General features: G+C 38.3%; 15 protein-coding genes, 1 tRNA gene and 1 riboswitch. Of the genes, 2 read left to right on the top strand and 14 right to left on the bottom strand.

Translation table 11 applies throughout. The features are described 5' to 3' along the window. Positions 1 to 193: 193 nt before the first annotated feature. The 4 genes from ACYQ03_RS05495 to ACYQ03_RS05480 all read right to left on the bottom strand — a co-directional run bounded on the left by ACYQ03_RS05495 (position 194) and on the right by ACYQ03_RS05480 (position 4514). Positions 194 to 1687, bottom strand: a complete 1494-nt coding sequence (locus ACYQ03_RS05495; protein ID WP_459908217.1) for a hypothetical protein — start codon at positions 1685 to 1687, stop codon at positions 194 to 196. A 38-nt stretch (positions 1688 to 1725) separates the two neighbouring features. Then, entirely contained in the window at positions 1726 to 2793 is a 1068-nt protein-coding gene (locus ACYQ03_RS05490; protein ID WP_459908216.1) for a nucleoid-associated protein, read from the bottom strand. 456 nt (positions 2794 to 3249) lie between these two features. Further along, positions 3250 to 3324 (bottom strand) — tRNA-Arg (locus ACYQ03_RS05485). A 242-nt stretch (positions 3325 to 3566) separates the two neighbouring features. Further along, the gene (locus tag ACYQ03_RS05480; RefSeq protein WP_459908214.1) at positions 3567 to 4514 is read right to left on the bottom strand and encodes an L-lactate dehydrogenase; all 948 of its coding nucleotides are present in this window, start codon (positions 4512 to 4514) and stop codon (positions 3567 to 3569) included. A 131-nt stretch (positions 4515 to 4645) separates the two neighbouring features. Next, a riboswitch (cyclic di-AMP (ydaO/yuaA leader) is annotated at positions 4646 to 4797 on the top strand. Between the two features lie 7 nt (positions 4798 to 4804). Between ACYQ03_RS05480 and ACYQ03_RS05475 the strand changes: the two genes are divergently transcribed. After that, positions 4805 to 5638: a cell wall hydrolase gene (locus ACYQ03_RS05475; protein ID WP_459908212.1), complete on the top strand. Its 834-nt coding sequence runs from the start codon at positions 4805 to 4807 to the stop codon at positions 5636 to 5638. 61 nt (positions 5639 to 5699) lie between these two features. Here the strand turns inward: ACYQ03_RS05475 and ACYQ03_RS05470 are convergent, their stop codons facing one another. The 3 genes from ACYQ03_RS05470 to ACYQ03_RS05460 all read right to left on the bottom strand — a co-directional run bounded on the left by ACYQ03_RS05470 (position 5700) and on the right by ACYQ03_RS05460 (position 7295). After that, complete coding sequence (locus tag ACYQ03_RS05470) at positions 5700 to 6434, bottom strand: endonuclease/exonuclease/phosphatase family protein (protein WP_459908210.1); 735 nt, start codon at positions 6432 to 6434, stop codon at positions 5700 to 5702. A 16-nt stretch (positions 6435 to 6450) separates the two neighbouring features. Next, positions 6451 to 6960, bottom strand: coding sequence for a hypothetical protein (locus tag ACYQ03_RS05465; protein WP_459908209.1), 510 nt, complete (start codon positions 6958 to 6960; stop codon positions 6451 to 6453). A 197-nt stretch (positions 6961 to 7157) separates the two neighbouring features. Next, the gene (locus ACYQ03_RS05460) at positions 7158 to 7295 is read right to left on the bottom strand and encodes a hypothetical protein (protein WP_459908207.1); all 138 of its coding nucleotides are present in this window, start codon (positions 7293 to 7295) and stop codon (positions 7158 to 7160) included. 207 nt (positions 7296 to 7502) lie between these two features. Here ACYQ03_RS05460 and ACYQ03_RS05455 point away from each other — a divergent pair, with 207 nt between their 5' ends. Next, positions 7503 to 7811 (top strand): DUF2508 family protein, encoded by a 309-nt coding sequence (locus ACYQ03_RS05455; protein WP_459908205.1) that lies wholly within the window; start codon positions 7503 to 7505, stop codon positions 7809 to 7811. 34 nt (positions 7812 to 7845) lie between these two features. On the opposite strand, the gene glnA is transcribed toward ACYQ03_RS05455, so the two are convergent. From glnA to abc-f, 7 genes are all read right to left on the bottom strand, one after another. Further along, entirely contained in the window at positions 7846 to 9180 is a 1335-nt protein-coding gene (glnA, locus tag ACYQ03_RS05450; RefSeq protein ID WP_459908203.1) for a type I glutamate--ammonia ligase, read from the bottom strand. 281 nt (positions 9181 to 9461) lie between these two features. Then, positions 9462 to 11039: an FMN-binding glutamate synthase family protein gene (locus ACYQ03_RS05445; protein WP_459908202.1), complete on the bottom strand. Its 1578-nt coding sequence runs from the start codon at positions 11037 to 11039 to the stop codon at positions 9462 to 9464. Positions 11040 to 11270: 231 nt separating this feature from the next. Beyond that, positions 11271 to 11846 carry an ANTAR domain-containing response regulator gene (locus tag ACYQ03_RS05440; RefSeq protein ID WP_459908200.1) on the bottom strand — a complete coding sequence of 192 codons (576 nt, stop codon included), beginning with the start codon at positions 11844 to 11846 and terminating at the stop codon, positions 11271 to 11273. Between the two features lie 158 nt (positions 11847 to 12004). Continuing rightward, on the bottom strand, positions 12005 to 13303 hold the full coding sequence (locus ACYQ03_RS05435) for a glutamine synthetase family protein (protein ID WP_459908198.1): 1299 nt from the start codon (positions 13301 to 13303) through the stop codon (positions 12005 to 12007). A 317-nt stretch (positions 13304 to 13620) separates the two neighbouring features. Next, on the bottom strand, positions 13621 to 14718 hold the full coding sequence (gene buk, locus ACYQ03_RS05430) for a butyrate kinase (RefSeq protein WP_459908196.1): 1098 nt from the start codon (positions 14716 to 14718) through the stop codon (positions 13621 to 13623). A 182-nt stretch (positions 14719 to 14900) separates the two neighbouring features. Continuing rightward, positions 14901 to 15446 carry a flavin reductase family protein gene (locus ACYQ03_RS05425; protein ID WP_459908195.1) on the bottom strand — a complete coding sequence of 182 codons (546 nt, stop codon included), beginning with the start codon at positions 15444 to 15446 and terminating at the stop codon, positions 14901 to 14903. Between the two features lie 146 nt (positions 15447 to 15592). Next, positions 15593 to 17356, bottom strand: a complete 1764-nt coding sequence (gene abc-f, locus ACYQ03_RS05420; RefSeq protein ID WP_459908194.1) for a ribosomal protection-like ABC-F family protein — start codon at positions 17354 to 17356, stop codon at positions 15593 to 15595. Positions 17357 to 17580 lie beyond the last annotated feature (224 nt).

Below are 17580 nucleotides of genomic sequence, written 5' to 3'. Positions count from 1 at the left end.
TATCCATGACCCGATGAAAGAATACAACATGACGATAAACAGAATTTAAGTTCTCTGTCGTAATATCCTGTAAGAAATCTTTTATAAATATTTCCCGAAGGTATTTTCCAGGTGTTATTCCCTTATAAAAAGCCAAAAAACCCGGATGACCGGGCATTTGAATTCGGGATTTACTATATACTTTTATGAATTCTTATTTTATGTTAATTCCAATATTCCAGGTAATAATAGCTAGAACTATTGATAGAAGAAAAATAAAATATTTATAAAGGTTTGATTCAAACATTATACCTTTAAACAAGTCATACTTACTATCTATAACATCACCTATAATTTTTTTCTTTTCTGTTTCATTTATTCCATCAATAAGATTAATGAAATGTTTGAAGGACTTTTCTTGCAATTCTTTTTCCCTATTTGCAGTCGATAAAATAAAGTTCATAGTGATTAGAGATATAAATCCAAACAGAAAGAAAAATACTGCTAAGACCTTCATATTACCCCGCGCTGAGTATGTGATAGCTCCAACAATTAATGCCCCAATTACAGTTAACAGGCTTTTGCTAACATTTTCGGAGACTAAGGCGATTTGTTTACTTAATGTTTCTGATGTATCTCTAACATATTTCTCCAATTCCTTTTTCTTATCAAAAAAGGCTTTAATTTTATCCTTAATATAGCTATCATAATTTGCATCATACGACGAAAAAAGCTCAGGCAGTATATTTACAAATTCACTTTCAGAAGTTTCCGGGGATAAATAAATAGACATTACGTTTCTAGTAATTAAAAGCTTATCCTGAGTTTGACTTTCATAAATACTATCATATAACTTAAATATAATTTTACTATATTTCGGTTCAAAGTTAATAAATTCTTTGTCTGCGAAAGATATTGTAACATTCTTATAACCATGTATGGAGAAAGTATTTACTGTTGAGACATTTGCAATGAAGTGAAGACTTATCAAAAAGAGAAAATGATTTAGCCGTTTAATAATAAGATAAGGATCTTGACAAGAAACATCCGAAAAATAAAGATGATTGGGTAAAATATTACCCCATCTATTACCCATATTGCAATAAAGCCTTTGTAGTTCATACCTTTGCTGAATAGAATTGGCTATCGTCTCTGAATCAATAGACAAACTTTCTAAATAGCCATTAATAACACCATCAAAACTTCCACCAATAAAGGTTAAATAATTATTTGATATGACATCTATTTCCCATAAAGGGACTAAAATAACATGAGGTCTATTACTAATTATGATATGCTTTTCTAGTCCTTCATAGGAAATATTTTTAGCTAGTGCGTTTGGATTAATATATAAAACAAGGTCAACATTACACTGTTGATATTTTTGATACACATAGCGCTTCTTTTCGAGACTTATTGATAATTGAACCTTTTGAGATTCATTGTCCTTAACCCAATCATGAAAAGCTTCTAGATCCTCATTAGTATAAGAACCGGAAATAGAGATAGCATCTATATTCCTAATAGTAATATTAATACAATTCCCAAAAACAGCGATATTCTTAGTAAGATTAACCTCATCCAATGCTTTTAGTTCATATTCCGGATCAAACAAATAAAATCTTTCAGGTTCTTCATAAAAGGAATCTAGAGAAAAATTAAAAATAGAAATAATATTTTCAATTGCTTCCTTTAGATCCTTCATCAATGTTTCACCTCCAACCCGGAATAATTGTCACATGCATTTTAACATTTTATATTTACATTTTTTATTACAATATCTTTTCCTGGGCCAAATTCTGAATCCCTTACTTCAACTCTGGTTTCGAAGTGTTCCTGTGGTATATTTATATATATGTTTTCCAAGGTATTTATCTTCACAATCTTAAACCCTTTTTCAATTTTTGGAGTTATTACCCCTCTGAGAGAAATATCTCCGATCCCACGCTCCAAAACAGTTCTTTCTAGTCCTTCAACAGCATTCTCAAGCGATTCAGGCTCTTGGTAATAAGGAGATAGAATTTGACGGGCTGCTTCATCTACTGTAAATTCCTCACCATTTTCTAACTTAGTTCCAAAACTCTGGATAATTGTATGTTTATCTTTTAACTGAAGTTCGGGCACTACTCTTAAATATTGTTTTACACCCTCCATGAGTTTTTCAGATTTATGTTCATCAGTCAGCAAAAATTGAGCCAATAAGAAATCCCTATAAAAAAACAAAGAGAAATCAGTTACTTGCTTATCTAGAACAATTAATCCTGGTTTCGTTTTCCATTCATCATCAGTGATTGCATCAGTATTTCGAATAACAGCAAACTTATGTAATTTACTTTTTTTTGACGGTACGGGTAACGCTGTGCCTTTTAAAATAAACACAAATGTTCCTACATCATTCCGTTCATATGTTATGGAATCATTCTTATCCAGTTTAATAATTGCTAATAGATCTTCCGTATTATTATTATACAAGACAACTACAATACATCCTATAGATGCAGTGGTCGGTGTCACAGAAAACAAAATATCCGCAATTCTTTGGGAATTACTAACAAAATTCCTGTCAGGATCTTGAATCATTTCATTAACAAGTACTTGAACATTAGTATTTCTTTGTTCAAAACAAGCCATTTTACTTTCATTATTTGTGATAGACGTACGAATATGATTCTCAATAAAGTCTCTTACTTTAGCTTCCAATGAAGCAACATCAATGTCACTTTGGCTTTTTTCCGCAGCGACGGAATTTTGCCTGTCAATGACATGAACTATTACTTTCTTTATCGTGATGTTATCACAATCTCTTATATTCATATACCTACAACCACCTTTAACATTCTTACAAAGGTGGATTCAACGTCTCAAGATAAAATCCTTTTTCAGATAGTTCGGAATTGTGGTTATTTGATAAATATTATTGGGATGGGTAAGGAGGGCTCTTAGGTATTCTCATTTCCATTGCACCTAAATAGTACATTCTTAAAAAATAAAATCCCGGGCAGTAACCCGGGAAAGTTTTCAAATATGTTATTCTTAAAAACCTTTATAATCTACCAGACGGAAAGGCAAAACGGCTTACCAACATTTCTTCTACCTTATAAAACTTGATGTTTAGAACCAATGTTTAGTCTGACGTTTGGTCTGACACTTAGGGAATATTAGGGCTATTTCGGGCCATCTTTTAATAAAAATTTGCTCCACTCCTGAAATACAAAAAACCTGCAAACCTAGATATTCCAAGGGTTGCAGGTTTTTTTATTAAACCTTTATTGGTGCGCCTGACAGGAATCGAACCTGTGCACCCGGCTCCGGAGGCCGGCGCTCTATCCCCTGAGCTACAGGCGCATAAACAATTACGCTTTTATATTATAACAACTATAAGTTTTTTTGCAAGTGCAAATGATTATCAGCAACAACTTTTAAATAATATCATAACTTTACGGTTTGTTCAAGATCATGTTATAAATTCATTAAAACTACCCATAAACAGCGCATAAAACACTGATAGGAGACATTACAACACTGTGCCAAAGATACATATAAAATCAAAGTTACCCGCTGCAATTAGCAACGGGTATGCTGTTAGATTAAAAACCTGCCTGTTTAATGACTTCTTTTAGTACCTGTGCAGAATTCCTTAAGGCTGCTTCCTCTTCCTCTGTCATACTTATGGTAAGTACCTTTTCCCGCCCGAAACCACTTACAATTGAAGGCAAACTGAGACAGCAATCTTGAATTCCATAGACATCATTTACCATCCCCGATACCGTTAAGATTGAATTTTCATCCCTTAAAATTGTTTCACAAATCCTTTTAATGGATACCGCTATGGCATAATAAGTGGCCCCCTTTCGTTGAATAATCTCATAGGCTGCGGTACTCACCCGCCTAGCTATTTCATTCCTACAGATAGGCTTCAAACCCCGTAGCTTAGAAAATTGCTCTAATGGGATTCCTGCCACATCAGCTGTACTCCATATGGGTACTTCCGAATCTCCATGCTCACCGACAATATAAGCATGAACATTTCTCGGATCCACATTACAATAATCTGCCACTTCTGCCCTAAATCTTGAGGTATCTAAAACTGTACCTGAGCCAAATATTTGGTTAAAAGGTAGACCAGATATTTTTAAGGCTACATAGGTTAAAACATCAACCGGATTAGCCACAATTAAATAAATGGCGTTAGGACAATATTTTAATAGCTGAGGCAAACTTTCCTTTAAGATATTGACATTCTTGTGTACTAAATCCAATCGAGTTTCACCAGGTTTTTGATTAGCTCCGGCTGTAAATACAATAATATTTGAATCCTGACAATCTTCAAAAGAACCTGCATATACATTCGTCGGCTTAATAAAGGCAGCAGCATCCCCTAGATCCATTGCCTCTCCCTCTGCCTTTGCTCGATTGATATCAACCAACACAAGGTCACTGGCAAGCCCACTGGACATGATAGAAAATGCTGCAGATGACCCTACAAGCCCAGCACCAATGATTGCTATTTTAGCTCCCTTACTTAATTTCACCATTATTCACCTCTGGATAAATTCTTATTACGTGTAGTTTAGTATCTCCAGTAAGTAAATACCTATGTCCCTTTTATTTTCCAAATTTTGTGGATAGACGTAATCTTGGAAAACATGTACAATAGTTTGTAACAAATTTAACTAGGCCGAATCTCCGATATTCCGGAGTACGGGGGATAAAATCTATGGGGTGAATCCGCAATTTTTATGGAGGTGTTTAAAAATGCGGTAGGGTGCCCTCAACCCGAACCCGTCAACTAACCTCGAAGGCCAAAGGAGGGCAAAAAGTACATATGAAGTTTTCTGACCGCTTTAAACGGGGCCTTGTAGCTATAGGCCTATTAGCTTTGCTCATGCCATCCACAGCCTTAGCTTATCAGTATACAGTAGTACCTGGTGACTCTCTTAATTCGATTAGTGAAAAAGTAGGCATTAGCGTTGACCAAATCAAGTCTGCCAATGGTCTTTCCAGCGATATCCTTGACCCTGGATATGTTCTCTCCATACCAAGTGATAAGACCTCAGTCGTTGCCCCTAGCTCTCCGGCAAAACCTACTGGGACGAGCTATACTGTAAAAGCTGGTGACAGTCTTTATGCCATTGCCCAAAAATTTGGTATAAGCTTAGCCTCGTTAATGCAGGCCAATGGCCTTAGTAATTCTCTTATACACCCTGGGTATCAACTTTCTATTCCCGGGGCAAATACCAGGAGTAACACACCTCTGGCTGCTACCGTAAGTCGCAGTGCTCAAAGGCCAGTTATTTCCTACACTGATCAAGATCTGGATCTATTAGCGCGTCTTGTCACTGCTGAAGCAGGAGGAGAGCCACTGGAAGCCCAGATCGGCGTAGCAGCAGTTGTTATAAACAGAGTGCAAAGTTCAATTTTTCCCAATACTATTCGCGACGTAATCTATGCCCCAAACCAATTCTCTCCAGTTAGAAACAATTGGATAAATAAACCTGCCACATCTAATGCCATAAAGGCTGCTCAAGCTGCATTACAGGGTAGTGATCCTACTAACGGTGCATTGTATTTCTTTGATCGCTCAGCCACCAATTCCTTCCTTCTTTCCCTACCTGTATCTGCTAATTATGGCAAAATGGTTTATGCAATGGCTAAATAGTAGCAATTAAAATACTAAAATGAATAGAATTACAACACGCACTGACTCTGCCAGTGCGTGTTTATTTCTGCATAAAGTGAATATTTTTATATGTTTCCGCATTTTCCATAGGTAATGTAAGAGCTGCTTCTAAGGGCAAATGATCTGAGGCCAGCGTTTGAAAAACCTTTACTGATAAAACGCTCCATTCAGAAGACACAAAAATGTAATCGATTTGTTCCTTTGGATCTTGAGAAGGATAGGTTTTTTTCAGCCCCTCCATCCCAGAAGCATCTCTTAGAACAGTGGTAAGTAAAAGGTACTCTTCAGATGTAGGATCATTATTAAAATCCCCCACTAAAATATGGGGATATGGACATTTTTGAATGATATCTAAAATCTCCCTCACCTGATCTAACCGCTCTTCGCGATTTAAACCTAGGTGAGTACAAAAAATGCATATCTTTCTATGTTTTAAATTAATAATTGCTTCTAGCAAACCCCTTTGTTCCCCTTTACAAGGCAACATATACTGCCTGTACATGAGAACTGGCCAATGAGAAAGAATGGCATTTCCGTACTGGGCAACCCCCCAGTTTAAATTGGGTCCATAAACCCAGTGTTTCCTTAATAGTTGCCCCAGTACCTTTGCCTGATGCATAAAATGGCTGCGCGGCATATGTTTATCCACTTCTTGCAAACCGATCAGCTGTCCTCCTGTATAAGCCAAGGTTTTGGCAATTCGGTGAATATCAACTGTTCCATTCACCCCCTGGGCATGACGTATATTATAGCTAACGACCAAGATTTGAAACAACCTAATGTCACCTCCATTAGCTAAGAAAATGACCGTATTTTATCACTTTTCGATTGAAATTTAATATATCACTTAAATAGCTCATCATTCCTCGTACGTTTAAATCAGGTGGTATATTTGCCGCTTTATTGGCCAGTTTTTTTAATCCCTTATCAATTCCCTTCAATAAGAAACCTTCTTGGGCTGCTAAGGGACTTATTAGCTGATTATCATCACCAATTAATCCTCTATCCGGGAGCAACATTAAGTTCCGATAAAGCATAAACTGGGCTACCTGTTCCCATGCTTTAGATGGGAAACCGACTACGGTAATGTTTCCATCATCCCAAGTTATATCCATTGTAATTAGACATATTTCTAGAGCCTTGTTAATGATCAAATTCCATTCTAAGTGGTACTCCACTTCCTCCCCCATTGCACGACGTTCAGCATATCGCGCCATTTCTTTTTTAATGGCGGGTACCACTAAAAAAACGGTATCCGCCAACGTTCCTATAATCTCCGGATAAATAATAGCTCCACCCATAGCCCTCCCCCATAATGACGGGTTCTTAATTATCAATCATCTAATTAGAATATGCTATGCGTACAGATGTCTGTATGCTACTTTTTGTCTGTGTAACATATCTTTCGCTGCTGTTCTCAGAAAACAGACATTCTCTTCTACTGAACTTTCTTCCTAAATAAAAAAGTTGGAAACTATTTTCCAACTTAATAATCGTATTATGCTCCATTTGCTTTTCTTAAAGCCGCATAAAATTTGTAGCAGCAGCCAATCTTAATTTTATTTTCACCTTCACCAATTCTAATCAATTGGACCTTACCATTTACAATTTTGATTTTACCTATTAACTTTGACATTACAACACCCCCGGTAATCATTGCTTGAGAAAATTATAACAATCTTATTTTAGGGGTGCAACCTCACAGGCCTAAGTTCTAATTGCAAAACAGTTCATTTAATTCTAAATCAGAATTATTTTACTTCCCTTATTGTTTGCTTTTTTTGTACTAATTTTATCTCTTTACTAATAAGTATTAACAAAGTGGACAAGGAGGTAACTTTAGATGAAAGTTGACAAGGAAATACTTCTTTGCGTCATAAAGGATTTCTCCTGGAAGAATTTCAAAAAATGCATCTTAACTAAAAGGGTAGATGAACATTCCTTAGAGGTGCAAATTGAACTGGCTAAAAAGGCCTGGTTAATTGCTCAAAATCAGTTGGAATGGGCTGACAGAGATATGCTGGAAGCAGCCATTCTTCAAACCACCGCCTGTGAAAGAAAATATATGGCTCTATTAAAGAAGGCCAGATCTGAGCAATACCAAACTTGGGATACAAAAGAATTAACCCCTGTGGTAGCTGGCAATTGCTAGCTACCACAGGGGTTATATTTTATAAAATAGCGAATTAGAATTTGGTTAAATATTCTTCAAGTTCCCAAGGACTTACTTGCATTCTATAGCGATCCCATTCAATGGTTTTTGCTTCCATGTAACGCTCATAAATATGGGGTCCCAGTGCCTCCTTAATGACTTCATCCTCTGACAAGGACTGTACAGCTTCGAAGAGACTAGCTGGCAAATTGCTGATACCTAACTCCTGGCGCTCAGCTAAAGTCATTTCATAAATATTTCGATCACAGGGTGAGGGTGGTGCCATACCTTTTTTAATTCCATCCAAACCAGCCCTCAAGCACACAGCCAAAGCCAGATAGGGGTTGCATGATGGGTCTGGGCTACGTAGTTCAATACGAGTCGACATACCTCTTTTAGCCGGAATACGAATTAAAGGACTGCGATTTTGAGCAGACCAAGCCACATAAACCGGAGCCTCGTAGCCAGAAACCAGTCGCTTGTAAGAGTTTACCGTAGGGTTAATAATAGCTGTAATTGCATCTATATGATTCATTAACCCAGCAATATAGTTCATACTAATTTCACTCATACCAGTGGGGGTTGATGGATCATAGAAGGCATTTTTGCCATCCTTGGTTATTAGAGATTGGTTCAAGTGCATACCTGATCCAGCCATACCAAAGACTGGCTTCGGCATAAAGGTAGCATGAAGTCCATGACGCTGGGCAACAGTTCGTACAGCCAACTTAAAGGTAACAATTTTATCAGCTACATCTAGCGCATCAGAATACTTAAAATCAATCTCATGCTGGCCAGGAGCTACTTCGTGGTGAGAAGCTTCAATTTCAAATCCCATTTGCTCTAGTGTTATAACCATATCACGACGGGCATCCTCTCCCAGGTCAATGGGAGTCATATCGAAATACCCCGCTCTATCATGGGTTTTGGTGGTGGGGCGTCCCTCACTATCTACATGGAAAAGGAAAAATTCAGCCTCAGGCCCTACATTCATGGAATAGCCCATTTCCTCAGCCTCAGCAATGGCCCTACGTAAAGCATAACGCGGGTCACCAATAAAGGGTGTACCATCTGGATTATAAATGTCACAAATTAACCGGGCTACCGCACCATCCCTTGGTTTCCAGGGGAAAACCACGAAAGAGTTGGGATCTGGACGAAGATACATATCCGATTCTTCAATACGTACAAATCCCTCAATAGATGACCCATCAAACATCAACTCACCAGCTAGGGCTTTATCAAGTTGCTCCACTGTAATAGCTACGTTTTTTAATACACCAAAGATATCAGTAAACTGTAAACGAATAAATTTAACATTTAAATCTTTGCATAACTGTCTGACATCATCGTTGGTCAATTTGGCCACACTAACACACCTTTCTCCATATCTTACAAGGAATTAGTAGACTAAAAAAACAGAAAAAACCTACATACAGGTAAAAAAGTTTATTACCCGTCGTAGGCCTCATTGCCAATTTCCTTGCACATTTGTGCTTTTCAATTACCTAAATTATAAACGATAAGCTTAGAAATATCCACATCTAATAGAGAGAAAATATATTATTGGGAAGAAGTAAATTAAATTAATTTGTAAAGGGTAAGCCCAAACAAGATAGGTTCTTGTCTGGGCTTACTTACTAAACAAAATTAGCCAAGAATACTTTCTACTTCATCGGCATCGGCATCCATAATGTACTTGATGCCGCTTACTTGAGCTGCTTCGGGAGTTATAGCAACCAAGTCATCACGGGTGATATAGTCTAGACTAAATTTACGTGCACCGCACATAAACTGGCGCAGACCCTGAGATAAACGCTCGAAGTAGGAGTAAACGCCAATAGCACCCACTGGTAGATCGTTATAGCGATCACCCAATTTCTCTTTTAGTACGGCAGCGTTAATGAATACCTGCTCAAGGTTTTCACCATATTTCTTGTATTCATTAGGAACTTTACCTGATTTAAGCATTTCACCAATGTTCTTACCAACCATAGCTGCAGTTAGTGGAGAACGTGCCATAGCAATGGCTTTAACGTGAGGAGCACTCATTGCAAAACCTTTGAACATATGGTCTTCTAAAGTTAGACCACCTGCAATGGCAATAGGTGGCACATATTCACCTTTAGCAGCCAATTTATCACAGTACTTAGTTAACAAAGATTGAATATAAACGGTGGGTAGACCCCATTCGTTCATCATCCGCCAAGGGCTCATACCAGTACCACCGCCGGCACCATCCACAGTCAATAGATCAAGTTTGGCAATAGATGCAAATTTGACAGCCCGGGCTAAGTCAGCAGGACGGTAAGCACCTGTTTTTAAGAATACATATTTTGCACCAGCAGCACGTAGTTCTTCTACACGCTTAACGAAGCTTTCTTCGCTAACCATACCAACACGGGAGTGACGTTCAAACTCTTTAAAGGCCCCAGCCTTATAATTTTCCTGTACCTTTGGATCCTCGGGATTAGGCAGTACAATGTAGCCACGACTCTTTAATTGCAGGGCCCGTTCTAAGGTGTTTAATTTAACCTCGCCACCAATATCCTTAGCACCTTGCCCCCATTTAATCTCAACTGCTTCAACACCCAGTTTATCTAAAGCATATTCCTGAACACCAAGCATGGTATCTTCAACATTGGCCTGAACAGCAATGAAACCAGCACCTTGGGACCAGTTTTGGAAATCTTTAATTCTTCTGGATAGGTTAGGAGAATGTACAACTCGACCATTTTTGATCTCTACATTGGGGTCCATGGCACATACGTTTTCACCGATGGCAATACCTGCACCAGAAATAGCACATCCAGCAGCCAGATGATCCCAGTTATCTGAAGCGATATTGGTGGAACCCATGGCAGCAACTATGATAGGAGTAGTAAGTTTCAAATCTTTATTAGCACCTAAAAAGGTTTCCAAATTAACAGCAGGGAAAATTGCCTTATCAGAATCTGCCTCAATCCCTTTAGCGCCTACGGCAGTACCCATAATGTTAAAATGGGAGTAATCAACGGGATAATCTTTTTGGGATGCAGAGGTTACCTTACCGAAAGGTTGAGGGTATAGACTTTCCTTACCACGTACAGCAGATTTGCCAATCTCACAGAAACCGGGGCAACCGTCTAAACAAGTGGTGCACATACCACTAAAGGGGCAGTAGCTATCTGGAGTACGCAGTTTAGTCAGGGTTGCAGAAGTAGCATTCGTTCCTTTACTATAAGTCATCAACATTTACCTCCAAATTTTAGTTTATTAGATTAAATTAAAGCCTGTCTTTGACCGTCGATCCGCGAAACAAAAGGCGTCCCAACCAGACCCTTATATTTCTAAAGGTCCAGTTGGGACGCCTTTGCCCCTTAGCTATTTACTTTATAATAGTACTATAACTGCAAGACATTCTTTAGTCAATGAATGTATTTTAGATATATTGTATACATTTGGAAAGTCCTGAGATCCTTATTTGCTAAGGGAGTTAATAACCAATTGGGCAACCTTAGTTAATGAACAGCAGCGATCCATACTCACCTTTTGCATGTAACGATGAGCCAACTGTTCATTAAAACCTTTTTTCTCATAGAGCAATCGCTTAGCCTGTTCAACTAACCGCTGTTCCTCCAGCTTCTTCTTCAACTTCTTATTTTCTTCCTCAATACGAACCAATTTCTTAAAGGTTGCCAAAGCCACCTCCAAAGTAGGTATTATATTAAAATCCTCAATTGGTTTGATTAAAAAACCAAGAATTGAAGACACCTTTGCTTCTTCAAGTATTTCCCTATTGGTCCGAGAAGTAATTAACACAACTGGAGCTAGGTGATGTTCATCAATGATCCTGGCTATTTCCAATCCCCTACTACCAGGAAGTTCCCCCTCCATCAGCACAATATCTGGTTGATGCTGAAAGGCTGCCTGTAGTGTACTCCTGCCCTCTTCGGTCTCTGCGATCACCAGATAACCATGCTGCTGGAGTACGTCTTTAAGACTTTTTCGAAAATCCGGGTCTGGATCTGCCAGCAGCACTCGTCTACCAAACATGTTTACACCCCAATTTGTATATCAACCTTTCCACCTATGACGGACATACATATAAGATTAGGCAGAATATTTTTCCTGTAACACACCTGCTCTGCCAAAGGATAAAAAAAATCCCTAGATAACGACCTTTGTCACTATTCCCGCAAAAAAACTGCTAATTAATAATTGGTTAAGTATTTCTCTATCTCCCAAGGATGCAGATGGTTATGAAAATCATCCCATTCAAGTTTCTTATACTCCAAATAGCGTTCAAAAATCACTTCACCAAGTACTCTTTTGATAAACTCATCCCGCTCTAGAGCTTCTAAGGCTTCTCCAAGATTTCGAGGTACTCTGTGAGCTACAGTATCTTCATCCAATGATATGGGCAAAGGCAGGTTTTGCTCTATCCCTGTTAAACCCGTTTGCATTATCAGATACAGGGCTAAGTATGGATTACAGGTTGCATCGGGACTTCTCAGGACAATTCTAGTATCATTACCTCTCTGTCCCGGTACGCGAATCATGGAATTGCGGTTGCTCTCTGACCATCCTTTCAAAACGCGGTCTAAATTAGCATAACCCAGTCGTTTGTAGGAATTCACCAAAGGATTGATCACAGCCGTAATAGCAGAGGCGTGGTTGCTTATTCCTGCTATAAAGCCACCTGCCAGAGAACTTAAACCAAAGGAACCTGAAATATTAGCTAAAGCATTTATTCCTTCCTGCCACAGGCAAAGATTCAAGGCCATGCCAGAACCATTATGAGTGTGCAAAGGTTTTGGCATAAAGGATGCGTGCAATCCATGACGTTGGGCAATGGTCCGTACAACAAATTTGAAAGTGGCAATTTTATCTGCCATATATAGGGGAAATTCTTCCCGTAACACTATTTCATGTTGACCTGGAGCACTCTCATGATGGCTGGCAACGATTTGGAATCCCATTTCTTCCAGGGTTAGCACCATATCGCGGCGGGCATTTTCACCCAAATCTACAGGTGTTAGATCACAAAGTCCTGCGTTATCATGGGTACAATGGGTAGGATGACCCTTCTGATCCGTTTGAAAAAGGAAAAATTCAATTTCTGCTCCCACGGTTAGTTCAAGGTTATTATTTTGCAACCTTGTTAGAGAATCTCTTAATTTGCTTCTTACACATCCGGGATAGGGATTTCCATCAGCATCAACAATATCGCAAATAAGTCTCGCCACTGCCCCCTCCCGGGGACGCCAAGGAAAAACTTGAAAGGTTGTAGGATCTGGTTTTAGAAAAATATCCTTTTGGCGAACACCATATTTCCCTTCAATAACCGCACTATCTAAACTAATTTTGGACTGTAAAGCTCTATCAAGTTCTTCCACTGTTACAGCAACATTTTTAAAAGAACCTTGAATATCCGTAAATTGCAATCTAACAAATTTAACGTGATATTCTTGTGCCCTATCTATTACTTCCTGAACTGTTAAAGGCTGCATCTTTTCTTTTGTCCTCCTTGGGGCAATCTTTTATAAATTGTAAAAACAGATAATAAACTGGCCGTGTCTAACCTTTTATTGGTAACCTAATTAAAGTATAAGGATATAGAACATGAAAAGCAATCTTTTGAAAATCTATAGAATAACTGATTTAACCTTATCTTTGCTTTTAAATTTTCCAATAATAAATCATTATAATTTATTTGTTTAATTTTATCATTATCTGATAAATATATTGTAAAAAACAAAAAAACAGGTATCCCCTGACAGAAATACCTCAGAACATTATATAAAAACAACCTTTGTTGTAATGCTTATCAGATAAATAATTCATCCTCTTTCCCATATTCATCAAAATACTCGTTACACGGTTCCTCTCCGCGTAAAATACGAAGGGCTCCAAGGGCCAGAGATTCTAGCTCATTTTCTCCTGGGATGACAATAACTGGTGCGATAAAAACTACGCGTTTTGTAATCATGTCAATCATCATTTTAGAATATGCAATACCGCCGGTCAGAATAATGCCATCAATTTTACCGTCAATGGTAGGAGATAATTCTCCAATTCCCTTGGCAACTTGGTAGGCTAGGGCTTCATAGAGAAACTTTGCCCTATCGTTGCCTTGTGCAATCATAGTTTCAATTTCTCTACAGTCATGGGTTCCTAGGTGGGCTTTTAAGCCTCCCATACCCCGCAGCTTTTTTATTAAATCCTTTTTGCTGTATTCTCCACTGTAACACATATCAACAATATATAGAAGCGGAACACTGCCAGAACGCTCAGGTGAAAAGGGACCTGCATCGTCTGTAATAACATCAACAATTTTTCCTCGTTCGTGAGCACTGATAGAAATTCCTCCACCTAAATGTCCCACAATGAAATTCATATCCTCATATTTTTTGCCCTGGCTTTGTGCTACCTTTCTAGCAGTCGCTTTGCTATTTAAAACATGACAAAAACTTTTTCTTACAATTTCGGGAATTCCCGTCACCTTTGCCACAGGCTTAAGCTCATCAGATGATACCGCATCGTAGATATAGGCAGGAATTTCATTTGGTCGTGCCATTGCCCATGCCAGAAGTGCGCCCAAGTTTGAAGCATGGTTGACGATAGGTCCCTGGATAATCCTTCTCTTCATGGCCTCATTTACATAATACCCCCCTGCCTTTACCGGTGGCAGTTGTCCGCCACGGCCAACCACTGCAGAGAGATTGTAAAGACTGAAGTTGTGCCTTGCCAGTGCCTCTACAATCAGTTCCTTTCTCATTTCAAACTGATCCTTTAAGCCCTTGCATTTTTCTAAATCCTCATTACTGTGGTTAATCGATTCCATAAATAATTCTTTATCATTTTTATAAACGGCAAGTTTCGTCGATGTTGACCCAGGATTAATTGCTAAAATATAATAATCCATAAATCCTCTCCCTTCCCAATATTATAGGTATCCAAAAATCCTCCCAAGGCATCTCCCTGACAAGGTCTTTAGCTGTGGATGCTTATAATAGGGATGCCAATACAATAGAATGCAATCCCAATTTTGGAGATTGACTTTAAAATATATCTTATTGAAAACTCTGTAGCCTTGGACATTCCTTACTAATTTCCTTTACATACTTTAAATATTGACCCAACTTTATCCTTTAAATCAAAATATCCTGTATCCATTAATATTATTGGATTAACTTTTAGAGCATTGGGTCTACGGTTTTCCAGGCAATCTTCATTGGCGTATACAGCAACGATCTCACCAAGAAACATTGTAAAGTCAAATATAGGTATAGTCTGGATTACCTTACAGAGGTAACTTACTGGGCACTCTTTTATCATTGGTGCATGGCCTGCTTCATCATAAAAGGACTCAAAGACTTCTGACTTATCTACCTTGTTACCAGAAACAGTTCCACAATAATCCGTTTTTTCAACGCTCTTAGCAGAAGGAATGTTAACGCTAAAAAAACCATTCTCTAGTACGCCTTTAGTTGTACAATGAGAGTTTTTTAATGAAATATAAAGTACTGGTTTTTGGCTGACAACCCCGTATGCGCCAATGGTTGCATAGTTTGGCTTTCCATTAACAGTTGCTCCTGCTAGAACTGTGATATACGGTCCAAAAGGAATGTTTGCTATCTTCTTTTTCAGCATAGTTATTCTCCTATCTATTTTTCTTTTTTGTTAGCAACATTGAAGATTATAGGATATAACCAAGTAAATCTATAGACTTTTTCTCTCCTTAAAGTTATCATATAGATAGAGTATGCCCCTTACGAGGGGCATACTCTATCTTATTTTTAATTATATTTATCATTTTTAAGAAGGTTTCTATATATATTTAGTTCCTTCACAGTGGACAAGAATTTTTGGTTTAGCTTTTCTTTTTCTTCTATATCCATCATTTCATTTAACTTGCCACTTAAAAAAGCCAGCTCACATTCTAGTCGGCTAACATTATTAGCCAAATCTCGATAATCAATACCACTGGCACTTCTAGACTTTTCTTCCTTCTCTTTTGTCAGAAAGTAATCATAGTCCCCATCATAACAGCGGAGTTTTTGGTGATCGATGACAACTATTCTGTTGGCGATTCGTTGGATAAAGTACCGGTCGTGGGAAACAAAAATTACTGCCCCTGCAAATTCTCCAAGCACTTCTTCGATCTTTTCCTTAGATGCGATATCCATATAATTAGTGGGTTCATCTAAAACAAGTAAAGTGGCACCTGACAATATTAGCTTGGCAAAGGCAACTCTGCCCTTTTCCCCCATACTTAAGTTTTCTATTTTTTTATAAACATCTTCGCCTCTAAAAAGCAAACAAGCAAGAAGCAGTCTGGCTTCTTCAATGGTACTCCCTACAGACAAAACCTCTTCCAGGATGGTAGACTGATTACTCAAATTGTCCAGTTCCTGAGCAAAATAGCCAATTTTGAGTGATGGGTTAATTTTAACTCCACCGCTAAAATCTTGGTCTAAGCCACATATTATTTTTAAAAGAGTCGTTTTTCCTACACCATTCTGTCCAATGAGAGCAATTTTATCTTTACGCCCTATGTTGAAAGAAATATTTTCAAAGATTACCTTTGTGCCATAAGCCTTGCCTAGGTTTTTTCCCTGCACAAGGAAGGGTGGAAACTTCTTACCGATGATACTCTTGTTAATTACCTCAAATGCTGGTGATACTGTGTTTCTGGGTTTATCAACTTTGTTCTTTTCGATCCTTTCAAGTTCACGTTCCTTTGCCTTTAAGACGCTGGCATGTTTTTTGGCCTTAGCTCGATAAAAATCGTTTTGGCCTGCGGCTTGATGGGCACTTTTATACCAGTTTTCCCGCTCATGGATCATCTGTTTCAAATGCTGAATCTTGGCCTGTTGTTTTTCATATTCTCTAACCATGCTGGTACGTTCTATCTCTTGTTGCGTTCTATAGGCAGAGTAATTTCCTTCATAAGCTCTTAATTCCCCGTCGCCCAATTCCCAAATACTTCCAACTGCTCGGTCTAGAAAGAAGCGGTCATGAGAGATTATCAACATGGGCTTGCTTAAATTCCGGACAAACTCCTCCAGCCACAAGTAGCTTTTCATATCAATATGGTTCGTGGGTTCATCAAGAATTAGAAAATCAAAATCACTGACCAATGCCTTGCATAGGGCCAGTTTTGTTTTTTCCCCGCCACTTAGACTTACCGCTCTCTGTCTCCATTTTTCCTCATCTAAACCAACCCTATTGAGAGCTCTTTTTACTACTGTAGCCCTATCCCCCATATGGTCCTGCCGAAAAGTTGAGGCCAATCCATCAATCTCATCGTATACAGAAACCATTGGTTTAAAAATGGGGTGCTGCTCAATATATAAAACCCTGGCATTGGACGATGATCGTCTGATGTTACCCATATCGCACACTTCATACCCCGCCAATATCCTAGCCAGTGTTGTTTTTCCGCTACCATTTACTCCTACCAAGCCAATTTTGTCCTGACTGTTGATTTTGCCACTAATATTCTCAAAAATTGTTTTACCGTTATAGCTTTTACTAAGACCGTAGAAACTTAAGCTCATCCAATCATCTCCTTTTCCAAAATCAAAGAGATAATAGCCTAAAAAACAAAACTGCAGTAAACACCCAAGTGTCCACTGCAGTAAAGCATACAAATAAAGCTATAAGCACACATAGCCTTAAATTTAGTATCCAACTTATCTTGTGAGTGTTTTTAAACTATCATCTCTTAGAGTGCACACTAATCCCTTTGAATCGGTAAACACCTTAAGAAATTATTAAAATT

It is taken from the genome of Desulfotomaculum defluvii (assembly GCF_054657375.1).
This window is presented reverse-complemented; position numbering and strand designations above follow the sequence as displayed.

What these genes read in the sequence shown, in the direction of transcription:
- ACYQ03_RS05490 (WP_459908216.1), bottom strand. Translation starts at nt 2,793, where the DNA reads ATGAATATAAGAGATTGTGATAACATCACGATAAAGAAAGTAATAGTT.
- ACYQ03_RS05475 (WP_459908212.1), top strand. Translation starts at nt 4,805, where the DNA reads ATGAAGTTTTCTGACCGCTTTAAACGGGGCCTTGTAGCTATAGGCCTA.
- ACYQ03_RS05440 (WP_459908200.1), bottom strand. Translation starts at nt 11,846, where the DNA reads ATGTTTGGTAGACGAGTGCTGCTGGCAGATCCAGACCCGGATTTTCGA.
- buk (WP_459908196.1), bottom strand. Translation starts at nt 14,718, where the DNA reads ATGGATTATTATATTTTAGCAATTAATCCTGGGTCAACATCGACGAAA.
- abc-f (WP_459908194.1), bottom strand. Translation starts at nt 17,356, where the DNA reads ATGAGCTTAAGTTTCTACGGTCTTAGTAAAAGCTATAACGGTAAAACA.
- ACYQ03_RS05460 (WP_459908207.1), bottom strand. Translation starts at nt 7,295, where the DNA reads ATGTCAAAGTTAATAGGTAAAATCAAAATTGTAAATGGTAAGGTCCAA.
- ACYQ03_RS05435 (WP_459908198.1), bottom strand. Translation starts at nt 13,303, where the DNA reads ATGCAGCCTTTAACAGTTCAGGAAGTAATAGATAGGGCACAAGAATAT.
- ACYQ03_RS05425 (WP_459908195.1), bottom strand. Translation starts at nt 15,446, where the DNA reads ATGCTGAAAAAGAAGATAGCAAACATTCCTTTTGGACCGTATATCACA.
- ACYQ03_RS05455 (WP_459908205.1), top strand. Translation starts at nt 7,503, where the DNA reads ATGAAAGTTGACAAGGAAATACTTCTTTGCGTCATAAAGGATTTCTCC.
- ACYQ03_RS05465 (WP_459908209.1), bottom strand. Translation starts at nt 6,960, where the DNA reads ATGGGTGGAGCTATTATTTATCCGGAGATTATAGGAACGTTGGCGGAT.
- ACYQ03_RS05445 (WP_459908202.1), bottom strand. Translation starts at nt 11,039, where the DNA reads ATGACTTATAGTAAAGGAACGAATGCTACTTCTGCAACCCTGACTAAA.
- ACYQ03_RS05480 (WP_459908214.1), bottom strand. Translation starts at nt 4,514, where the DNA reads ATGGTGAAATTAAGTAAGGGAGCTAAAATAGCAATCATTGGTGCTGGG.